This is a genomic window from Aquamicrobium sp. NLF2-7 (assembly GCF_022359935.1).
Classification (GTDB): Bacteria; Pseudomonadota; Alphaproteobacteria; order Rhizobiales; family Rhizobiaceae; genus Mesorhizobium; species Mesorhizobium lusatiense.
Window position 1 is genome coordinate 2,351,017 of the sequence record NZ_JAKSED010000001.1, and the last position, 18,517, is coordinate 2,369,533.

At 64.4% G+C, this 18,517-nt stretch carries 17 protein-coding genes and 1 tRNA gene; 7 read left to right on the forward strand and 11 right to left on the reverse strand.

Annotation, left to right across the window (positions count from 1 at the left end):
- Positions 1 to 14 precede the first annotated feature (14 nt).
- Together MIC97_RS11620 and MIC97_RS11625 are read right to left on the reverse strand one after the other, a co-directional pair.
- Positions 15 to 986, reverse strand: a complete 972-nt coding sequence (locus MIC97_RS11620) for an ornithine cyclodeaminase family protein (RefSeq protein WP_239800152.1) — start codon at positions 984 to 986, stop codon at positions 15 to 17.
- A gap of 109 nt (positions 987 to 1,095) precedes the next feature.
- On the reverse strand, positions 1,096 to 2,277 hold the full coding sequence (locus MIC97_RS11625) for an amidohydrolase (RefSeq protein ID WP_239800153.1): 1,182 nt from the start codon (positions 2,275 to 2,277) through the stop codon (positions 1,096 to 1,098).
- Between the two features lie 145 nt (positions 2,278 to 2,422).
- Between MIC97_RS11625 and MIC97_RS11630 the strand changes: the two genes are divergently transcribed.
- Positions 2,423 to 3,061 (forward strand): PAS domain-containing protein, encoded by a 639-nt coding sequence (locus MIC97_RS11630; protein WP_239800154.1) that lies wholly within the window; start codon positions 2,423 to 2,425, stop codon positions 3,059 to 3,061.
- Positions 3,062 to 3,100: 39 nt separating this feature from the next.
- Here MIC97_RS11630 and MIC97_RS11635 read toward each other — a convergent pair whose 3' ends face one another.
- A complete protein-coding gene (locus MIC97_RS11635) occupies positions 3,101 to 3,772 on the reverse strand; it encodes an ankyrin repeat domain-containing protein (RefSeq protein WP_239800155.1) in 672 nt (223 codons plus the stop codon).
- A 401-nt stretch (positions 3,773 to 4,173) separates the two neighbouring features.
- Between MIC97_RS11635 and MIC97_RS11640 the strand changes: the two genes are divergently transcribed.
- Positions 4,174 to 4,911: an SIS domain-containing protein gene (locus tag MIC97_RS11640; protein ID WP_239800156.1), complete on the forward strand. Its 738-nt coding sequence runs from the start codon at positions 4,174 to 4,176 to the stop codon at positions 4,909 to 4,911.
- Positions 4,912 to 5,049: 138 nt separating this feature from the next.
- Here the strand turns inward: MIC97_RS11640 and MIC97_RS11645 are convergent.
- Positions 5,050 to 5,134: transfer RNA gene (locus MIC97_RS11645), tRNA-Leu, on the reverse strand.
- Positions 5,135 to 5,375: 241 nt separating this feature from the next.
- On the opposite strand from MIC97_RS11645, the gene MIC97_RS11650 reads away from it, so the two are divergent.
- Together MIC97_RS11650 and MIC97_RS11655 are read left to right on the forward strand one after the other, a co-directional pair.
- Positions 5,376 to 6,332, forward strand: coding sequence for a hypothetical protein (locus MIC97_RS11650; protein WP_239800157.1), 957 nt, complete (start codon positions 5,376 to 5,378; stop codon positions 6,330 to 6,332).
- A gap of 109 nt (positions 6,333 to 6,441) precedes the next feature.
- Positions 6,442 to 7,359 (forward strand): bifunctional methylenetetrahydrofolate dehydrogenase/methenyltetrahydrofolate cyclohydrolase, encoded by a 918-nt coding sequence (locus MIC97_RS11655; protein ID WP_239800158.1) that lies wholly within the window; start codon positions 6,442 to 6,444, stop codon positions 7,357 to 7,359.
- A gap of 9 nt (positions 7,360 to 7,368) precedes the next feature.
- Here MIC97_RS11655 and edd read toward each other — a convergent pair whose 3' ends face one another.
- From edd to zwf, 3 genes are read right to left on the reverse strand one after another with little or no spacing between them, the layout of a single operon-like run.
- Complete coding sequence (gene edd, locus MIC97_RS11660) at positions 7,369 to 9,195, reverse strand: phosphogluconate dehydratase (RefSeq protein WP_239800159.1); 1,827 nt, start codon at positions 9,193 to 9,195, stop codon at positions 7,369 to 7,371.
- Between the two features lie 60 nt (positions 9,196 to 9,255).
- Positions 9,256 to 9,993 (reverse strand): 6-phosphogluconolactonase, encoded by a 738-nt coding sequence (gene pgl / locus MIC97_RS11665; protein ID WP_239800160.1) that lies wholly within the window; start codon positions 9,991 to 9,993, stop codon positions 9,256 to 9,258.
- Positions 9,994 to 9,995: 2 nt separating this feature from the next.
- On the reverse strand, positions 9,996 to 11,465 hold the full coding sequence (zwf, locus tag MIC97_RS11670) for a glucose-6-phosphate dehydrogenase (RefSeq protein WP_239800161.1): 1,470 nt from the start codon (positions 11,463 to 11,465) through the stop codon (positions 9,996 to 9,998).
- Positions 11,466 to 11,728: 263 nt separating this feature from the next.
- Here zwf and MIC97_RS11675 point away from each other — a divergent pair, with 263 nt between their 5' ends.
- A complete protein-coding gene (locus MIC97_RS11675) occupies positions 11,729 to 12,475 on the forward strand; it encodes an SDR family oxidoreductase (protein WP_239800162.1) in 747 nt (248 codons plus the stop codon).
- 53 nt (positions 12,476 to 12,528) lie between these two features.
- Here MIC97_RS11675 and MIC97_RS11680 read toward each other — a convergent pair whose 3' ends face one another.
- Positions 12,529 to 13,224, reverse strand: a complete 696-nt coding sequence (locus MIC97_RS11680) for an SH3 domain-containing protein (protein ID WP_239800163.1) — start codon at positions 13,222 to 13,224, stop codon at positions 12,529 to 12,531.
- A 245-nt stretch (positions 13,225 to 13,469) separates the two neighbouring features.
- On the opposite strand from MIC97_RS11680, the gene MIC97_RS11685 reads away from it, so the two are divergent.
- Positions 13,470 to 14,309 (forward strand): transporter substrate-binding domain-containing protein, encoded by an 840-nt coding sequence (locus MIC97_RS11685; protein ID WP_239800164.1) that lies wholly within the window; start codon positions 13,470 to 13,472, stop codon positions 14,307 to 14,309.
- 39 nt (positions 14,310 to 14,348) lie between these two features.
- Here MIC97_RS11685 and MIC97_RS11690 read toward each other — a convergent pair whose 3' ends face one another.
- From MIC97_RS11690 to MIC97_RS11700, 3 genes are all read right to left on the reverse strand, one after another.
- The gene (locus MIC97_RS11690) at positions 14,349 to 15,515 is read right to left on the reverse strand and encodes an Mrp/NBP35 family ATP-binding protein (protein ID WP_239800165.1); all 1,167 of its coding nucleotides are present in this window, start codon (positions 15,513 to 15,515) and stop codon (positions 14,349 to 14,351) included.
- A gap of 190 nt (positions 15,516 to 15,705) precedes the next feature.
- On the reverse strand, positions 15,706 to 16,710 hold the full coding sequence (locus tag MIC97_RS11695; protein WP_183826225.1) for an inorganic phosphate transporter: 1,005 nt from the start codon (positions 16,708 to 16,710) through the stop codon (positions 15,706 to 15,708).
- A 6-nt stretch (positions 16,711 to 16,716) separates the two neighbouring features.
- The gene (locus MIC97_RS11700; protein ID WP_239800166.1) at positions 16,717 to 17,358 is read right to left on the reverse strand and encodes a DUF47 domain-containing protein; all 642 of its coding nucleotides are present in this window, start codon (positions 17,356 to 17,358) and stop codon (positions 16,717 to 16,719) included.
- Positions 17,359 to 17,540: 182 nt separating this feature from the next.
- Between MIC97_RS11700 and MIC97_RS11705 the strand changes: the two genes are divergently transcribed.
- A complete protein-coding gene (locus MIC97_RS11705) occupies positions 17,541 to 18,440 on the forward strand; it encodes a LysR family transcriptional regulator (RefSeq protein ID WP_239800167.1) in 900 nt (299 codons plus the stop codon).
- Positions 18,441 to 18,517: the final 77 nt, after the last annotated feature.

Here is an 18,517-nt window from a genome sequence, read left to right on the forward strand (position 1 = left end):
TGTTGAAACGTCGGTCAGCTCCGACCGTGCTGCGTCGCCGTGGCTCGTTCCAGAACGGTCCGGGCCATGGCGATATCCTGTGTGGCGACGCCGGTGAGGTCGGCAATGGTGATGTCTTCTGCCGAGCGGCGTCCCGCTGTCGTTCCTGCTAATACGGCGCCGAGCTCGATGCAATCGTCACGGCCGATCAAACCCGCAGAACAGGCATGCGAAAACTCACCGTGCCCGAGGCTCTGCGTCTTCATGTCGGAGGCGCGGATGTCGGCGCGCGCGACGAGCGCGGTCTCCAGCTCCTGCTTGCCGGGGCCGTCGGCGCCCATGGCGGTGATGTGGGTGCCCGGCCGCACCCAGTCCGACCTGACCAGCGGTTCGGTCGACGGGGTTGTGGTGACGATGATGTCGGCCGCGCGGCAGGCGGCTTCGAGGTCGGCGGCAGGCGCGGCATCGAGCCCGTCCTGCGCCAGCTCGGCAACGATCGCAGCGGTTTTCTCGGGCGACCGGCCCCAGATGCGGAAGGAGAGCGGCCGGCCGGCAAGGGCTGCCAGCGCACGGCTCTGGTAGCGCGCCTGTATGCCGGTTCCGACGATCAGCACGTTGCCGGCATCGGCGCGCGCCAGCGCCAGCGTGGCCACCGCGCCGCCGATGCCGGTGCGCAGATCGGTCAGGTAGCCCTCGTCGTTGAGGATGGCGCGCACTTCGCCGGTCTCGGCCGAGATGGCGAGGATGATGCCGGTCGAGGAGGGCAGGCCTTTGGCCGGATTGTCGTAGAAGCCGGCGGCAATCTTCACCGCAAAGATCGGGTCGCCGGCAATGTGCCCATACTTGATGTGGCAATCGCCATTGGTGGCGGGGAAGGCGATGTGGCCGACAGGAGGAACGTTGCCGCGCCCGTCGGTGATGGCGACATAGGCGTCGCGCACGGCGGCGACGGCCCCTTCATCGACCGTGACGAGGTGTTCGATTTCGGCGCGCGAAAGCTGGATCATGATGGTCCCGGATGATTGAAAAATCGGCTCTTGCAGAGCCCATGCCTCCCTTGCACGCAGTTTCTAGCAAGTCTTGGACTGAGTTGTCTATAATAAATTTTTCAGTCCATTATCTGGCCTGCGCCAGGGCAAGTTCGGCCGAGCGCGCCAGAAGCATGGCCGCGGGCAAAATGATATCGTCATTGAAGTCGTAGAGCGGCTGGTGCAGGCCGGCATCCTGTCTGAGCGGCCCGTTGCCGATCCACGCATAGGCGCCGGGCAGATGGACGAGGAAGTCGCCGAAATCGTCACCCGCCATGCTGGGGCGCGTGTCGCCGGGTGCAAGGGTGAGGCCTGCCGCGCTGGCCGCCTGCCGCATGATGTCGCGCTCGGCCGCAGTGTTGACCACGGGCGGGCACAGGAATTCATCGAATTCGACCGCGCTGCGGCAGCCGGCAATGGCGGCGGCAGCGGCGGCGACGCTTTCGACGCGCGAGCGCAGAAGTTTGAGCGTTTCGGTACGATAGGCGCGCAGCGTTCCGGTCAGCCGCGCTTCCTGCGGGATGATGTTCTGGGCATGGCCGCCCTGGAACGAGCCCACGGTTGCCACAGCGCTCTCATGCGGATCGACGGCGCGTGCCACCGCCTGCTGGATGCCGGTCATGAAGTGGCCGCCGGCAAGCAGCGGGTCGCCCGCCATGTGTGGCATCGCGCCATGCGCGCCTTCACCCCGGAAGGTGACGGTGAACTCGGACGTGCCGGCCATGACCGGACCGTCATGCACCACGACTTCGCCAGCCGTCAGCCCCGGCCAGTTGTGCAGCCCGAAAATGCGCTGCACCGGAAAACGGTCGAGCATGCCGGCCGCAACCATTTCGCGCGCGCCTCCGTAACGCTCTTCGGCGGGCTGGAAGACCAGATGCACCTTGCCGGCAAAGGCGCGGCTGCGCGCCAGATGCATGCCGGCCGCCAGCAATATGGTCATGTGGCCGTCATGCCCGCAGGCATGCATCTTTCCTGCCTGTTGCGAGGCATAGGGCAGTTGTGACAGTTCGGTGATTTCCAGCGCGTCCATGTCGGCGCGCAGGGACACTGCCTGCCCTTCGCCCTGTCCTTCGATCGTCGCGACGATGCCGTGGCCGCCGATGTTCGCCTCGAACGGAATGCCCGCTTCACGCAGCCTGTCGGCCACATAGGCGGCGGTCCATGCCTCTTCGCGCGCGACCTCCGGATGGGCGTGAAGCGCATGGCGGATGGCGACCAGTTTTTCACGATCTTCGGCAAGCGGGTGAGACATGGGCGGGTGAGACACGGGAAGAACTCCGGATGTACTTTTCTGTCCAATTTGCATATACGGGTACAAAATCCAAGCCGATGCCTGCATCGTCCGCCATCCCGCTATGGCCGCATGTCATAGCGCTTTCGGGGCGGGCAAGGGCGAATTCAGGACGAGAACCATGCCGCAAGCGCCACGACCTTCTTCCGACGCGGCCGGGCATCTCGCCATCTTCCATCCTGTCTGCGATGCCTTTGCGCTGCTGCTTCAGCCGCATGCCGAAGTGGTTCTGCATGATCTGGCCACCGAGACCGTCGCCTACATCGCCAACAACTTCTCCCGCCGTGCGCTGGGCGAGCCGTCACTGTTGCAGGAAATCGACTTTCGCCCGGAAGACCGGATGATCGGCCCCTATGAGAAGGTCAACTGGGACGGCAGGCGCATCAAGTCGATCAGCGCGGTCCTGCGGTCGCCGGAAGGCAGGCCGGTCGGCGTTTTGTGCATCAACATGGACGTGTCGCACATTCACGCCGCCATCGAGATGCTGAGCACATTTTCCGGCGTGGCGACCGATCAGGGCAAGCCCACGGCGCTGTTCAAGGACGACTGGCACGAGCGCATCAACGAATATGTCAGCGGCTGGACGCGCCGCCATGGCGTCGCCATCGCGGACATGACCCGCATGCAGAAGCAGCAGCTTGTGCGCGAATTGGCTCAGGACGGCGCCTTCAGCGGCAAGCATGCGGCCGCCTATATCTCGCGGGTGCTGCAGATGGGCCGGGCGACCGTCTACAACTATCTGCGCGACAGCGGGAATTGAAGCGCCGGTCCCGGCCTTTTCCTCAGTCGCAATGTTGCCCTACCGCGCGCCCGCCGCGGCGAGCGCCTGCTCCATCTCCCGGTAGCCGGCGTTGCGGGCATGTTGCAGCGGCGTCACGCCGTTTCCGTCCGCGAGGTTGACATCGGCGCCTGCCTTGACCAGCAGGTCGAGGATCTGCTGGTGACGCGGACCTCCGTCTCCGAGAATGATCGCCTCCAGCAAGGCGGTCCAGCCGAGATTGTTGACATGGTCGACATCGACGCCGGCCTCGATCAGGGTGCGAACCGTTTCGACATGACCGCGCTCGGCCGCCGGAATAAGCGCTGTGCCGCCAAAGCGGTTGGTGCTTTTCAGGTCAGCTCCGTGCACCAGCGTCATCTTGAGGATCTCCAGATGACCGCGCGCGCCGGCATAGAGATAGGGGCTGTCGTCGATCCGGTCCTTTGCGTTGACGTCGGCGCCCGCCTCGATCAGCACCTGTGCAGCCTCGATGGCGTTGGCATGGGTCGCGGCCAGCAGCGCGGTGCGCCCTTCGCTGTCGCGCGCATCGATGTCGACGTCCTGTCCGAGCAGCCGGTCGATGGTGTCCGTGTCGTTGCCGGCGGCGGCGATGAAAAGTTCAGTTTCCTGCATGGATTGTCCAGAAGTGATAAGCGGGGAGGCCAGAAGCCCGAAGCAGAAGGCGATGCAGATGGCGAGTGTCTTGCGCATGAATCACCTCGTGAGGGGAGGATGAAGGCGGCAGCCGCCATCGGAAACGGCTTATGTGACGGAAGTCGTATTAGAAACCAGTAAAATATGAATACGCTCCGGTTATTTTGTGTCTCCCATGACAGAGGCTGCCGGCAGGTCGTCCTCTCTTTTATCGAAGCATCCCGCGGTTCTTCAGATCCGCTCTTCACGCCGTAGGCTGTTGTTTTTGCGCAGATCATCGCCCGGAAGCCGGCTTCCTTTCCGGTGATGGCGCAACTCCGGCAAGGAAGGATGGTTCAGGAGGCCGTGCCGTCCCGCTGCTTTTTCCGGCTCCAGATGGCGAAACTGATTTCGCCCGCCTCTTGATGGCGTGTGCCATTCAGCACACTATGCCGTGAAATGCCGGACGCGGAAATTTCATGAGCAACACGCCGACTGCCGCCGCCTATCTTACCGAGCTTGCCCAGCGCATGGCGCAGCTCATGCGTCTCAATGCCGATGCCATAGAAGCTGCCGCCGATGCCGTGGAGCGCACCGCGATGGCCGATGGGCTCGCCTATATTTTCGGCACCGGCCACAGCCATATGCTGGCCGAGGAGGCGCATTACCGCGCGGGCGGTCTTGCCCTGACGGTGCCGATCCTGTCGTCATCGATGATGCTGCATGAAGGGGCCGTTGCCAGCACGGCGCTGGAGCGTTTGCCGGGCGCGGTCGCGCCCGTTCTGAGCCGCTATCCGATCGGTGCGAAGGATGTTCTGTTCATCGTGTCGAACAGCGGCGTCAACGCGGCAACCATCGAGGCGGCCCAGATTGGCAAGGCGCGCGGGGCAACCGTCATTGCCATAACCTCGCAGGACTATTCCCGGCAGGCGGCAAATGGGCGCGTGCGCGTTGCCGACATTGCCGACATCGTGCTCGACAATGGCGCACCGCCCGGCGATGCCGTCGTCGGCGTCCCCGGCTCGAAGCTGCGTGTCGGGCCGATCTCCACGTCCATCGGCGCGGGGCTTCTGAATGCGGTATTCGCGGAAGTTTCCGTGCGCCTGCAATCCGCGCAGGCGGCAGCACCCGTTTATCTCAGCGCCAACATGCCCGGCGCGATGGAAGTCAACGAAAGCCTCATCGCGCGATACCGCTCGCGCAATCCCCACCTGTAAGGATGAAGGCTTTGCGATTCGGCTGAAATGCTTTCCCCTTATGGGGCAGAAACCTTCAGTCGTCTTTCAGAACTAAGATCGGGAGAAACATTCAACCACTTCAAGGTGCAGTTCCGCACCTTTCGGTTGAAAAGGGAATGGTGCCCAGAAGAGGACTCGAACCTCCACGCCTCGCGGCACACGGACCTGAACCGTGCGCGTCTACCAATTCCGCCATCTGGGCTGGTGGCGCTCATGTAAGCGGGCCGGATGATCCTGTCAACGCGCTTTTTCGACCTTGGCGAGATTTAGCCGGTGACATGGATGGAAGGATGCGCAAAGTCGGCTGCGATTGTCCGGTCAGGCATCGGAATGTGGTGCCCTGAGCATGTTCCGTCAAAAATTAACCTTTTATTTGCCCTGTACATTTAGCGTGTCTTAACCTTTGGCCGGCCGCTGCGGACGGTCGTGAACTGGCAAGCGCGATGAGTGACCGACTGAGCCCCGAGGACTGGAGACGCGAGCGCGCCCTGGCGGCGCTGGCACGCGCCATGCGTGGCGAGGACGATGATCGCCCCGAGCGTTCGGTTCTGTCGAAGGGGCAGCCTCTGTCGAAGGGTTCGCTTCTGTCGATGGCTCCGCCTGCGGAGGCGGCGAAAACGGCCATGGAAGACGATGCCGAGTGGCGCGCGATGGCTGCCGAACGCCATCGTCTGGCGCGCCTGCGGCGCGAGGCCGGCCGCAGCGAGGCCGGGCAGCCGGTGGCGGATGCCGAAGAGCCGATTCGTTCTCATCATCACGAAGCGCCCGTCCCACCGTTTCGCGCAGGTGCAGTTGTTCCTAAGCAGCCTTTTTCCGAAGCCTCCGTTGCCGAACTGCAGAGCGCCGACGGGGTGGCGCCGGAAAACCCGAATTCCGGGGACCGCGATGCCCCTCGGGAGCCTGCCGCTCCACCGCCGGCGCAGGCGGAGAGCGTGCGGCGCATCGGCCTCAGGGAGGGCATTTCCCGCTCGAAGCCGGCAATCTATCGGCTGACGCTGCTGGGAGCCGTGCTCGGCGTGACCTGTGCTGTGCTGCTGTGGAAGCAATATGGAGCGCTGATGGCGTTTCTGCCTCTGCTGGGCGTGATCATCGGCCTTGCCGCCGGGCTCCTGCTTGCAATCGTGCGCGGCATGCAAAAAGAGGCAGAGCCTTTGAGCGTGTCGCCCGCGCCCGCCATGCCGTCCTCCCCCGGATCTGTGCCGCCACTGCCTCTTGGCGACGACGAATCATCCGGCCTGGCGGGCGCTTTCCGCCGTCAGCCGGCCGGTGACGAACCTTACGCATCCGGCAGGACCGCCTACGCCGCGGCACAACCGCCTTCCGTGGAAGAAATCCGTGCCAGCCTGCGCCAGTTCCGCGCAGCGACGCAGGATCTGGCCCGCCGGCGCGACCCGCGCTGATTTCCGGTCTTCCGAAACACGCCTTTCGGGTTTACGCATCCCCCGACGCATCGGCACTGCGTCGCGCCGCATCCTGGCGCGACCGGCGGCCGAACCAGTGGAGAAGGGCATGAGCACAGTCATCGATGGCAGGAAAACGGCGGCCGAGGTGGTCGAAAAGGTGAAGGCGCTGACTGCCGATCTCGCCGCGAAAGGGTTTTCCGCGCCCGGTCTTGGCGTGGTGCCCGGTCTTGCGGTGGTGATCGTCGGCGAAGACCCCGCCAGTCAGGTCTATGTCGCCAACAAGTCGCGCACCGCGAAGGAATGCGGCTTTCATTCCGTGCAGCACACGCTGGCCGCCGACACGGGCGAGGCTGATCTGCTGAAGCTGATCGGCGAGTTGAACGCCGATCCGGCCATCCACGGCATACTGGTGCAGCTCCCGCTGCCCGGCCATATCGACAGCGGCAAGGTCATTCAGGCCATCGCGCCGGAAAAGGACGTCGACGGCTTCACCTACGTCAATGTCGGCAAGCTTGGTGCCGGCGAAGCGGCGACCGCCTTCGTGCCCTGCACCCCGGCCGGCTCGATGCTGCTGATCGAGCGCGTGCGCGGCCGGGATCTGTCGGGCCTGAACGCGGTCGTCATCGGTCGCTCCAACATCGTCGGCAAGCCGATGGCCAATCTGCTGCTGGCGGCCAATTGCACGGTGACGGTCGCACATTCGCGCACGAAGGATCTGGCAGCACTTGCCCGCACGGCCGACATACTGGTGGCGGCGGTCGGGCGGCCGGAAATGGTGAAGGGCGACTGGGTGAAGCCCGGCGCCACGGTGATCGATGTCGGCATCAACCGCATTCCCGCGCCCGAAAAGGGGGAGGGCAAGACGCGTCTGGTCGGCGACGTCGACTATGCGCAAGCCGCAGAAGTCGCGGGCGCGATCACGCCGGTTCCGGGCGGCGTCGGCCCGATGACCATCGCCATGCTGATGGCCAACACGGTGGTGTCGGCCTGTCTCGCTGCGGGGCTTGCCCGGCCGGAGTTCTGATCTGTCCGATCAGGCCGCGTTTCCGAAGGCGCTGGCTCCGTGGTCGGCGCGTCCGGCCAGATGCCGGAAGCCGGCAAACAGCTCGCGCCCAAAGCCGAATTCGTTTTCGGACAGGTCCGGATGCGGTTCGGGTCGCAGTGCCAGATCGGCGGCGGACACCAGAAGCTCCAGCGTGCCAGTGGTCGCGTCGAGCCGCACCACGTCGCCGTCGCGGATCTTGCCGATCACCCCGCCTTCCAGCGCCTCGGGCGTGACGTGGATGGCCGCCGGCACCTTGCCGGAAGCACCCGACATGCGCCCGTCGGTGACGAGCGCGACGCGCTGGCCGCGGTCCTGCAATATGCCGAGCACGGTGGTGAGCCGGTGCAGTTCCGGCATGCCGTTGGCCTTCGGGCCCTGGAAGCGAATGACGGCGATGAAATCGCCGGTCAACTCGCCGGCCTTGAAGGCGTCGTTGAGGCCCTGCTGGCTGTCGAAGACGCGCGCCGGCGCCTCGATCACATGCCGCTCCGGCTTGACCGCAGAGGTCTTGATGATGGCATGGCCGATATTGCCGGCCAGAACCTTGAGGCCGCCGGTCGGCTGGAATGCCCTGGCGAAGGGGGCCAGCACCTTTTCGTCGCCGCTGTCGCGCGGGGCGGGATCGCGCACCACCGAGCCGTCGGGACCGAGCTTCGCTTCCACCGTATAGGCGCGCAGGCCCTCGCCCCACACGGTCTGCACGTCCTCGTGCAGCAGGCCGGCGTCGAGCAGCTCGCGGATCAGGAAGCCCATGCCGCCGGCGGCCGCGAAATGGTTCACGTCGGCAAGCCCGTTCGGATAGACCCGGGCCAGCAGCGGCACGGCTTCGGAAAGTTCGGAAATGTCCTGCCATGTCAGCCGGATGCCGGCTGCCGCCGCCATGGCGATGAGATGGATGGTGTGGTTGGTCGAGCCGCCGGTGGCGTGCAGCCCGACCACGCCGTTGACGATGGCGCGCTCGTCGATCATGCGCCCGGCGGGAATGTAGTCGTTGCCGAGCCGGGTGATGGCGAGCGCCCGCCTGGCCGCTTCCCTGGTCAGCGCGTCGCGCAGCGGCGTGCCCGGATTGACGAAGGAGGCGCCCGGCGTGTGCAGGCCCATGATCTCCATCAGCATCTGGTTGGAATTGGCGGTGCCGTAGAAGGTGCAGGTGCCGGGCCCGTGATAAGATTTCGATTCGGCTTCCAGCAGCTCGGCGCGGCCGACTTTGCCTTCGGCGTAGAGCTGGCGCACGCGTGCCTTCTCGTCATTGGGCAGGCCCGAGGTCATCGGTCCGGCCGGAATGAACACGGCTGGCAGATGGCCGAAGGTGAGTGCCGCGATCAGCAGGCCGGGCACGATCTTGTCGCAGACGCCGAGGAAGACGGCGGCGTCGAACATGTTGTGCGACAGGCCGACGGCCGCTGCCATGGCGATGACATCGCGCGAGAACAGCGACAGCTCCATGCCGGGCATGCCCTGTGTCACGCCATCGCACATGGCCGGCACGCCGCCCGCCACCTGTGCAATGCCGCCGGCCTCGCGCGCCGCCTGCTTGATCAGCGCGGGAAAGGTCTCGAAAGGCTGGTGGGCGGAGAGCATGTCGTTATAGGCGGTGATGATGCCGAGATTGGGAACGGCATTGCCCGAAAGCGCAGTCTTTTCCTGCGGGCTGCAGACGGCGAAGCCGTGGGCAAGGTTGCCGCACGAGAGCACCGAACGGTTGGCGGCCTTGCCGGCTGCGTCGGAGATACGGCCGAGATAGGCCTCGCGGCTGGCGCGCGAGCGCTCCCTCATCCGGTCCGTGATGGCTTGGATGTCGCTTCTGGCTGTCATCGGATTGATCCTTTCGTGGGCCGCCCTGTGCCGGCGGCATGCACCTGGCCCTTGTCGCGGTCAGGGGGCCCAGAACACGTTGACCGGGCGCGGCGATGCCTCGATCACCGCCCGGATCGGTTTTCTGTCGTCGCCCTGAATGGCCGCCTGCATGGCCGCTTCGAAGACCGCGCGCTTTTCGGCGCCCTCGATGTGCAGGGCGAGAAAGCCTGCGCCGGTCAGCCGGGGCATGGACAATGTCAGGCGCGGCTCGCCCGCACTGGCTGCTTCGACCGGCAGCACGATGCGCGCATTGTGCGGGTCGAGCAGGTCGTCAAGCGTGTCGGCGTCGGGGAAGAACGACGCGGTGTGGCCGTCCGTTCCCATGCCGAGAACGGCCGCGTCAAGCGGCCATGGCAGCCGGCCGAGCTCCGCTTCGGCGGCAATTGCCGCATCGGCCGCACTGTCTGCCGCATGATAAAGCGGCGCGAAGCGGGCGGCGGAGGCCGCATTCCGCAGGAGCGTATCGGCCACCAGCGCCGCATTGGAGCGCGACGAGGAGGGCGGCACGAAGCGCTCGTCTACCAGCGTCACCGTCACATTGTCCCATGCGATCGGGCGGCTGGAAAGCGATGCGAAAAAGCGCCCCGGCGTGGTGCCTCCGGAGACGGCGAGAAAGCCAGCCCCCCGGCGTTCGATGGCTGCGCTAAGTGTTTGCGCCACCCGATCGGCCAGAGTTTCGGCCAGTGCCTCGCGGTCCGAAAAGGCGGTCCAGTCGTAGCCCTGTGTCGCCGCTTGTGCTATCTCCTGCGCCGTCATCGTCAGGTGCTTTCATGCCAGGTGCGCCCATCGCGCTCGATCAGCGCGATGGAGGCGGACGGACCCCAGGTGCCGGCGGTGTAGCCCTGCACCTCCTGCCGCGAGCCTTCCCATGCCTGCTGGATCGGATCGATCCAGCTCCACGCCGCCTCGACCTCGTCGCGGCGCATGAACAGGGTCTGGTTGCCGCGCACAACATCCATGATGAGGCGCTCATAGGCGTCCGGGGCGCGGCCCTTGAAGGATTGGGCGAAGCTCATGTCGAGGGGAATCTGGCGCAGACGCATGCCGCCCGGACCCGGGTCCTTGATCATGATGAACTGCTTGACGCCCTCGTCCGGCTGCAGGCGGATGACGAGCTGGTTTGCGAAGATCGGTCCCGCCCCTTCTCCGAAGATGGAATGCGGGATCGGCTTGAACTCGATGACGATCTCGGAGACGCGGGTGGCCAGCCGCTTGCCGGTTCGGAGATAGAAGGGCACGCCCGCCCAGCGCCAGTTCTCGATCTCGGCACGGATGGCAACGAAGGTTTCGGTGCCGCTCTCGCTGCCCAGCTCCTCGACATAGCCTTTCACCGGGCCGCCGGCGGAAGCTCCGGCGCGGTACTGTCCGCGCACCGTGTGCCTTGGGGCCTCGTTGCCGTTGATGCGCTTCAGCGCGCGCAGCACTTTCAGCTTCTCGTCGCGCACGGCATTGGCCTCCATCGAGGCGGGCGCCTCCATGGCGACAAGGCAGAGCAACTGCAGCAGATGGTTCTGCACCATGTCGCGCAGCGCGCCCGCCTTGTCGTAATAGGTGACCCGGTCCTCAAGCCCCACCGTCTCGGCCACGGTGATCTGCACATGGTCGATATGGGCCGAGTTCCACAGGGGCTCGTAGAGCGCATTGGCGAAGCGCAGCGCCATCAGGTTCTGGACCGTCTCCTTGCCGAGATAGTGGTCGATGCGGAAGATCTGGCTTTCGCGGAAGTTCTCGCCGACGAGGTCGTTGAGCTCCCGCGCCGAATCGAGGTCGCGTCCGAGCGGCTTTTCCAGCACGATGCGCGAGGCGGGAGTGATGAGGTCGTGTGATTTCAGGTTGCGCGAGATGTCGCCGAACAGGGACGGCGCCACCGCAAGATAGAAGGCGCGGATGGTCTTGCTGTCCCCGATCGCAGTCTTCAGGTCGTCGAAGCCGTCGCCGCTGACCGCATCAGCCGCCACATAGGAGAGGCGGGCAAGAAACTCGTCCAACTCCGCCTTGTCGATATATTCGGGCGCGACATGCTCTTCAATGGCCTTGCGGGCGAAGGTGCGGAACTCGTCGTCGCTCATCTTTGTGCGCGAGGTGCCGATGATCCGCGTCGGCTCGGAAAACTGGTGGTCGCGCTGCCGGTGATAGAGCGAGGGCAGCAGCTTGCGCTCCGACAGGTCGCCGGTGCCGCCGAAGATGATGAAATCGAAGGGATCGACGGGGATGATCTGACTTGTCATGACGTATCCGTTCTGTCTCGCGTCGGGCGATGACGCTGATATAATCTAATCGATTTAATTTGGCCAGTGCCATGGCGTCGCATTGCTGCGATTGTTACGAATCCCACTGAGCGGATTCGATGATAGCGGATGCCGGCGCGATCCGGTCATCCCGTTATTCCAGGGTGCGGCAAGGCCGGAACCAGAGAGAACGCGCGACATGGCGCCATTGGCAGCGTGCAGCAGTCGATGAATAATCGTCAGGCAGAATGAAAGAACAGGACATGAGATTGAAGGACAAGGTCGCGGTGGTGACCGGGGCAGCAGCAGGATTTGGCGAGGGCATCGCCCGGCGGTTTGCGCAAGAGGGCGCGAAAGTCGTTGTCGCCGATCTCAATGCGCGCGGCGCGGCGGAACTGGCCGATGACATCGGGAACGACGCGATCGCCGTCACCACCGACGTTTCCAAGCGCGCCGATGTCGAGCAGATGATCTATGCTGCCAAGAACGCCTTCGGCCGGGTCGACATCGTCGTCAACAATGCCGGCTTCACCCATCGCAACGGCGATCTTCTGAATGTCGACGAGCCGACCTTCGATCTGATCACGGCGGTCAACATGAAGGCGATTTACTACAGCACGCTGGCGGTGGTGCCGACCATGCAGCGGCAGGGTGGCGGCGTCATCCTCACCACGGCATCGACGGCCGGCCTGCGGCCGCGTCCGGGACTGACATGGTACAACGCTTCCAAGGGCTGGGCGATCACTGCCACCAAGTCGATGGCGGTGGAGCTTGCGCCGCATAATATCCGCGTCAACTGCCTGTGCCCGGTGGCGGGTGACACGGCGATGCTGGAGCGCTTCATGGGCTCCGACACACCGGAGCTGCGCGAGAAGTTTCGTGCTTCGGTGCCGCTGGGACGGTTGTCGACGCCGCTCGATGTCGCCAATGCCGCGCTGTGGCTCGCTTCCGACGAGGCGGCCTTGATTACCGGCGTGGCGCTGGAGGTCGATGGCGGCCGCTGCGTCTGAAACATCTCAGCCCGGACACCAAAAGGCATTTGAATGGATGCCGGTCGCCCTGCTCAGTCGCGGTCCAGAAAGTCCTTGTAGATGAAGCCGCGCTGATCCTTATGGATGATCTCGCACCATGAATCGCAGGAGATCACCTTGACCTCGGTTCCCCCGGGAATGGTGCCGATGGCATCGCCGCCGGGGCCGGCGCGGAAGGTGACGCCGCGGATGATGCGGCCATTGCCGGCAGCCGTTTTCTGAGCGGCGGCCTTCTGAGCCGGCGGGCTCGGCCGGGCTGCCGGAATAGCGGCTGTCTGCGTGCCGGCGCTCTCCGATTCGGGGGGCGTGGCCGGGTCCTGGCCGGCATCGGGGACGATGATGGCAGCGGCGGCCTGCTGGTCGATCTCGGGAACCTTCGGCTCCGGCATCAGGGCCAGCGGCTGGATTTCGGGCTCGGGGGCCGTGTCGGCCACCGCAACGGGGGCCAGCGGGGCAGGATCCGGCGCTGCAGGGTTCTGCGCGGCCACGGGCGCTGCTTCCGCTGCTATTTCCTGCGGCGCGGCCCGGGCCAGAACCGGCTTTTCGGCGCGGGGCAGCGTGAACCAGAAAGCAGTGACGGCAATGGCGATGAAGACAAGGCTGCCGATCCCGGCAATGACGAGATGCGAATGCTCCTTGATCTGGTGCCAGCCGGATGGCGGTGCACTATACCCATACTGAACCGAACGCTGCCGTCTCGGTTTGCCGAAAACCGGTAGACCTCTCACTTCGCAGACTCCAAAGAACCGGCCGTCCGCACAAGAGCCCCGTCCTCCTGTGCAGCGGTCCTGGATGTACCTGAATGTCGCCGCGCTTTGGCTGCAACAGATCACGTACGGGCCTCATGTTAAAGTAAATTGTGGCATCACTGCGCATGAACCATGCCAATTACAGCCATAATCGTAGCAAAACTTGTGGCCGTGGCGTTTTCATAGGAAAAGCGCAGAGTTCCAGATCGATCGGATGTCGAATCGTGCGTTTCCGGCTTGCCGCAGTTGTCGTCGTTTTTCTTGCCGCCTTGCTCCCGGCTGCAAAGGCGCAGGACCCTGTCATTCCGCAATTGTGGGATGCAAAGGAACGGCTGCCGAAGCCGGATCTGTCCGCATTGCCGCGGCTGCGGTTTCTGACCACGACGGATTTTCCGCCGTTCAATTTTCTCGATGGTCAGGGCCGGCTGTCGGGTTTTCATGTCGATCTTGCCCGCGCCATCTGCGCCCGTCTGGAGCTTGCCGACAAATGCCAGATACAGGCTGTTCCGTGGGACGAATTGCAGGGCGCGCTGGAACTGGGCGAGGGCGAGGCCATCATCGCAGGGCTGGCCGCGACAGCGGAAACACGAGCCGCCTACGCCTTCTCGCGCCCCTATCTGCAGTTTCCTGCGCGGTTTGCGGTGCAGAAGTCGCGGGCTCCGTCGGAGCCTGTGCAGGACAGTCTCAGGGGCAGGCCGGTCGGCGTTGTGGCGGGCTCCGCGCATGAGCGCATGCTGCGCGATTATTTTGGAGCGGTCACGGTCGTTGCCCTGCCGGATGAGGATGCCCTGCAGGCTGAACTGAAGGCCGGGCGCATCGATGCCGCCTTTGGCGACGGCATGCGCCTGTCGTTCTGGCTGGGCGATGCGGCTTCGGAAAAATGCTGCCGCTTTGCCGGTGGCCCGCTGATCTCGCCCGAATATCTCGGCACGGGGCTGGCGATTGCCACCCGCGCCGGCGATGCGCTGCTGCCTGCGGCTCTGGATTACGCATTGCAGGACATTGCGGCGAAAGGCACTTTTGCCGAACTCTACCTGCGCTATTTCCCGGTCGGCTTCTACTGAGGTCCGTAAGCCTTTTCTAGGTAAGCAAAAGCTTACTTTTTATTCGAAGACGATGGCGGGGCCGCCGGAGCCGGCGTTCTTTTCCTCCTGCAGGCGCTGCCAGACCTTTGCGGCGATGTCACGGTAGATGCGTGCTTCCGGCCCGTCCGGCCGGCTGACGGTGACAGGCTTTCCGGCGTCCGAGCTTTCGCGGATGCCCATTTCGAGCGGCACCTCGCCGAGGAAGGCGACACCAAGCCGCTCCGCTTCGCGCCGCGCGCCGCCATGGCCGAAAATATCGTAGCGCTTGCCGGTATCGGGCGCGATGAAATAGCTCATGTTCTCGACGATGCCGAGCAGCGGCACGTCCACTTTCCGGAACATGTTGAGGCCCTTGCGGGCGTCGATCAGGGCAAGGTCCTGCGGCGTCGAGACGATGACGGCGCCGGCCAGCGGCACCTGCTGGGCCATGGTGAGCTGGGCGTCGCCGGTGCCGGGGGGCATGTCCACCACCAGCACGTCGAGCTGGCCCCATTCCACCTCGCGCAGCATCTGGGTCAGCGCCGAGACGACCATCGGCCCGCGCCAGATCATCGGCGTTTCCTCGTCGACGAGGAAACCCATCGACATGACCTTGAGGCAGTAATTCTGCATTGGCTTCAGGATCTTGCCGTCGGCGCTCTCGGGGCGACCGTGGATTCCCAGCAGTTTGGGCATGGACGGGCCATAGATGTCGGCATCGAGCACGCCGACCTTCAGCCCGTTGGCGGCAAGGCCGAGCGCGAGGTTCACCGACGTGGTCGATTTGCCGACCCCGCCCTTGCCTGAGGCGACGGCGACGATGGCCTCGATGCCGGGAACGCCGCGCTTGCCCGGGCTGCGTGACGGCGGCGCCGGCTGCGGCGCGCGCGCTGAAGAAGGTGTCGGGCGAGGTTGTAGCGTCGGACGTGCAGGCGGCGCGGCTTCCATGCCGCCGCCCTTCTTCTCCGCCGTCAGCGTCACCACGGCGCCGTTGACGCCGGGAATGGCCTTCACCACGCGCTCAGCCGCGGCCCGCAGCGGTTCCATGTGGTCCGCACGTTCGGCCGGAACGGTGATGGAGAAAAACACCTTGCCGTCGGCGATGAAAATCTCCGACAGCATGCTGAGATCGACGATGTTGCCGGAAAAATCCGGCCCGCTCACGCTTCTCAGCCGCTCGGTGACAACTTCCTTGGTGACGGACATTGCTTGTACCTCATGCCTGGGGCCTGTTGCCGCCAGATCGCCGTGCGTCCGTTCGGACGCACAAAGGACGATCTGAATTATTGATGGAGCATCGGTATAGCCGAAAACCGGATTCCACTTTTCGGTCCGATGCTCTAGCCAGTGATGAGATACTGCATAAGCCGGCTCGCTCCAAGCGCTGCCGGCTGCGTCATCCTGCCAGCTGTATCAGATAGTAGGTGACGGCCGAAATGATGGCGGTTGCCGGAAGCGTGACCACCCAGGCAATCACGATGTTGCCGGCAATGCCCCAGCGCACCGCCGAAACGCGGCGCGCCGCACCCACGCCGATGATGGCGCCGGTGATGGTGTGGGTGGTCGAAACCGGAATGCCGAGCCAGGTGGCGCCGAACAGGGTGATCGCCCCGCCGGTCTCGGCGCAGAACCCCTGCATCGGGTTCAGCCGGGTGATCTTGGAGCCCATCGTGTGCACGATGCGCCAGCCGCCGAACAGCGTGCCCAGCGCCAGAACCGCCTGGCAACTCAGCACCACCCACAGCGGCACGTAGAAGGTGTCGCCCAGCATGCCCTGCGAGTAGAGCAGTACGGCGATGATGCCCATCGTCTTCTGCGCGTCGTTGCCGCCATGGCCGAGTGAGTAGAGCGAGGCGGATATGAATTGCAGCACGCGGAACGAGCGGTCGACCGCGAACGGGGTCTGGCGCACGAACAGCCATGACACGATCAGGATCAGCACAAGAGCGAGCACGAAGCCGGTGAGCGGCGACAGCACGATGGCGGACGTGGTCTTCAGAACACCCGTCCACACCACGGCGCCGGTTCCGGCCTTGGCGATGCCCGCCCCCAGCAGGCCGCCGATCAGCGCATGCGAACTGCTCGAGGGAATGCCGGCCAGCCATGTGATGATGTTCCAGGCAATCGCCCCCGCAAGGGCCGCGAAGATCACGCCGGGCGTCACGATGTCGGCATCGACGATGCCGGTGCCCAGCGTCTCGGCCACATGCAGGCCGAAGAACAGGAAGGCGATGAAGTTGAAGAAGGCGGCCCACATCACCGCATATTGCGGCCGCAGCACCCGCGTGGAGACGATGGTCGCGATGGAGTTCGCGGCATCGTGCAGCCCGTTGAGGAAATCGAAGAACAGGGCGACGCCGATCAGGCCGATCAGCAGCGGAAGGGCGATTGTGGCATCCATGTCGGATCAGACGTTTTCGACAACGATGCCGGAAATCTCGCTCGCCACGTCCTCGAAGCGGTCCACGACCTTTTCAAGCTGGTTGTAGAGTTCCGAGCCGACGAAATAAGCCAGTGCGTCCCCCTTCGCGTGGCGGCGGTAGAGGTCGCGCAATCCGCGCTCGTACAGATCGTCTGAGCGCTCTTCCACCTTCACCACTTCCTCGGCGATCTCGCTGAGGCGATGCACGTTCTGGCCGACCTTGTTGAGCAGGGGAACGGCTTCCGCGACGAGCCTGGCGGCTTCGACAACGGCGACGCCCATTTCCTGCATCAGCGGATCGAACTCGGTCTGCTCGAAGCGGCGTACGGTCTTGACCGTCTTGTGCATCATGTCGATGGCGTCATCCATCGACTGGATCAGATCCTGAATATCGCTGCGGTCGAAAGGTGTGATGAAGGAGCGGCGCACGGCCAGCATCACCTCGGCAGTGATCAGGTCGGCCTCTTTCTCCAGACGCACGATCTCGTCGGCATTCCTGTCGACATCTTTTCCGGCAAGCAGTTGCTGCAGGGCTTCGGCGGCCCCGACAACGGCATGGGAATGACGTTCAAAGAGATCGAAGAACTTGTCCTCGCGCGGAAGCATTTTCCGGAACCAGCCAAGCATGTCGGATCTTTCGTCGGTTATCGATGTTTCCCCTTAACGCCGGTTTGCCGGAACGCAAACACATAGTCGGCTGAAAAATGTGGAAGTTCGGCTCAAATTTCGTCTTTTGCCGGGTGACTTGCGAAGCCGGGCAATTTCACAGACCCTAGAGGCACAGATCGCCAGTCAGGCTCCGGGTTCGCATGATCGACAAGCTGGAATTCTTCATCGCCCTTGCCCGTGAGGAGCATTTCGGCCGCGCGGCTGAAATCTGCGGCGTCACACAGCCGACCCTGTCGGCGGCGATCAAGCAGCTTGAGGACCAGCTCGGCGTCATGCTGGTCAAGCGCGGTTCGCGCTTCCAGGGGCTGACGGCGGAGGGCGATCAGGTGTTGGTGTGGGCCCGCCGCATCGTTGGCGACGCACACGCCATGCGCGAGGAGATGCGCGCGGCACGGCACGGCCTGTCGGGGCGCATCCGCATAGCCGCCATCCCGACCGCGCTGGCGATGATGCCGCGCCTGACGACGCCGTTCCGCGAAAAGCATCCGGGCGTGACGTTCTCGATCATGTCGCGCACGTCGATCGAAATCCTGTCGCTGCTCGGCAATTTCGAGATCGACGCCGGCATCACCTATCTCGACAACGAGCCGCTTGGCCGCGTGACCAGCGTGCCGCTTTATCATGAGCGCTATCAGCTCATCACCTCGGCCGGCAATCCGCTGGCCGAGCGGGAGAAGGTGACGTGGAAGGAAATTAGCCGGTTGCCGCTCTGTCTGCTGACGCCCGATATGCAGAACCGCCGCATCATCGACCAGCATCTGGCCGAGGCCGGGGTGCAGATGCGGCCCACGCTGGAATCGAATTCCATGATCGTGCTGTTCTCGCATATCCGCACCGGCAAGTGGTCGTCGATCATGCCGCTCACCCTCACCGAAACCCTTGGCTTCGCCGAGCCGATCCGGGCGATTCCCATCGTGGAACCGGATGCCAGCCACATTGTCGGTCTCGTCGTGGGGCCACGCCTGCCGCACACGCCTCTGGTTTCGGGCTTGCTGGACGAGGCGAGGGCGCTGGCCCGGTTTTTTCAGCGCGAAAGATAGCCTAGTATTTCCTTGTAGTTATGTTATTTCACTGACTGTTGATAGGAAACTTCTATCACTCGACGGAAAGTGACTAT

What these genes read in the sequence shown, in the direction of transcription:
- edd (WP_239800159.1), bottom strand. Translation starts at nt 9,195, where the DNA reads ATGACAGCCAGAAGCGACATCCAAGCCATCACGGACCGGATGAGGGAG.
- MIC97_RS11640 (WP_239800156.1), top strand. Translation starts at nt 4,174, where the DNA reads ATGAGCAACACGCCGACTGCCGCCGCCTATCTTACCGAGCTTGCCCAG.
- MIC97_RS11655 (WP_239800158.1), top strand. Translation starts at nt 6,442, where the DNA reads ATGAGCACAGTCATCGATGGCAGGAAAACGGCGGCCGAGGTGGTCGAA.
- MIC97_RS11695 (WP_183826225.1), bottom strand. Translation starts at nt 16,710, where the DNA reads ATGGATGCCACAATCGCCCTTCCGCTGCTGATCGGCCTGATCGGCGTC.
- zwf (WP_239800161.1), bottom strand. Translation starts at nt 11,465, where the DNA reads ATGACAAGTCAGATCATCCCCGTCGATCCCTTCGATTTCATCATCTTC.
- MIC97_RS11705 (WP_239800167.1), top strand. Translation starts at nt 17,541, where the DNA reads ATGATCGACAAGCTGGAATTCTTCATCGCCCTTGCCCGTGAGGAGCAT.
- pgl (WP_239800160.1), bottom strand. Translation starts at nt 9,993, where the DNA reads ATGACGGCGCAGGAGATAGCACAAGCGGCGACACAGGGCTACGACTGG.
- MIC97_RS11620 (WP_239800152.1), bottom strand. Translation starts at nt 986, where the DNA reads ATGATCCAGCTTTCGCGCGCCGAAATCGAACACCTCGTCACGGTCGAT.
- MIC97_RS11690 (WP_239800165.1), bottom strand. Translation starts at nt 15,515, where the DNA reads ATGTCCGTCACCAAGGAAGTTGTCACCGAGCGGCTGAGAAGCGTGAGC.
- MIC97_RS11700 (WP_239800166.1), bottom strand. Translation starts at nt 17,358, where the DNA reads ATGCTTGGCTGGTTCCGGAAAATGCTTCCGCGCGAGGACAAGTTCTTC.
- MIC97_RS11675 (WP_239800162.1), top strand. Translation starts at nt 11,729, where the DNA reads ATGAGATTGAAGGACAAGGTCGCGGTGGTGACCGGGGCAGCAGCAGGA.
- MIC97_RS11635 (WP_239800155.1), bottom strand. Translation starts at nt 3,772, where the DNA reads ATGCGCAAGACACTCGCCATCTGCATCGCCTTCTGCTTCGGGCTTCTG.
- MIC97_RS11630 (WP_239800154.1), top strand. Translation starts at nt 2,423, where the DNA reads ATGCCGCAAGCGCCACGACCTTCTTCCGACGCGGCCGGGCATCTCGCC.
- MIC97_RS11650 (WP_239800157.1), top strand. Translation starts at nt 5,376, where the DNA reads ATGAGTGACCGACTGAGCCCCGAGGACTGGAGACGCGAGCGCGCCCTG.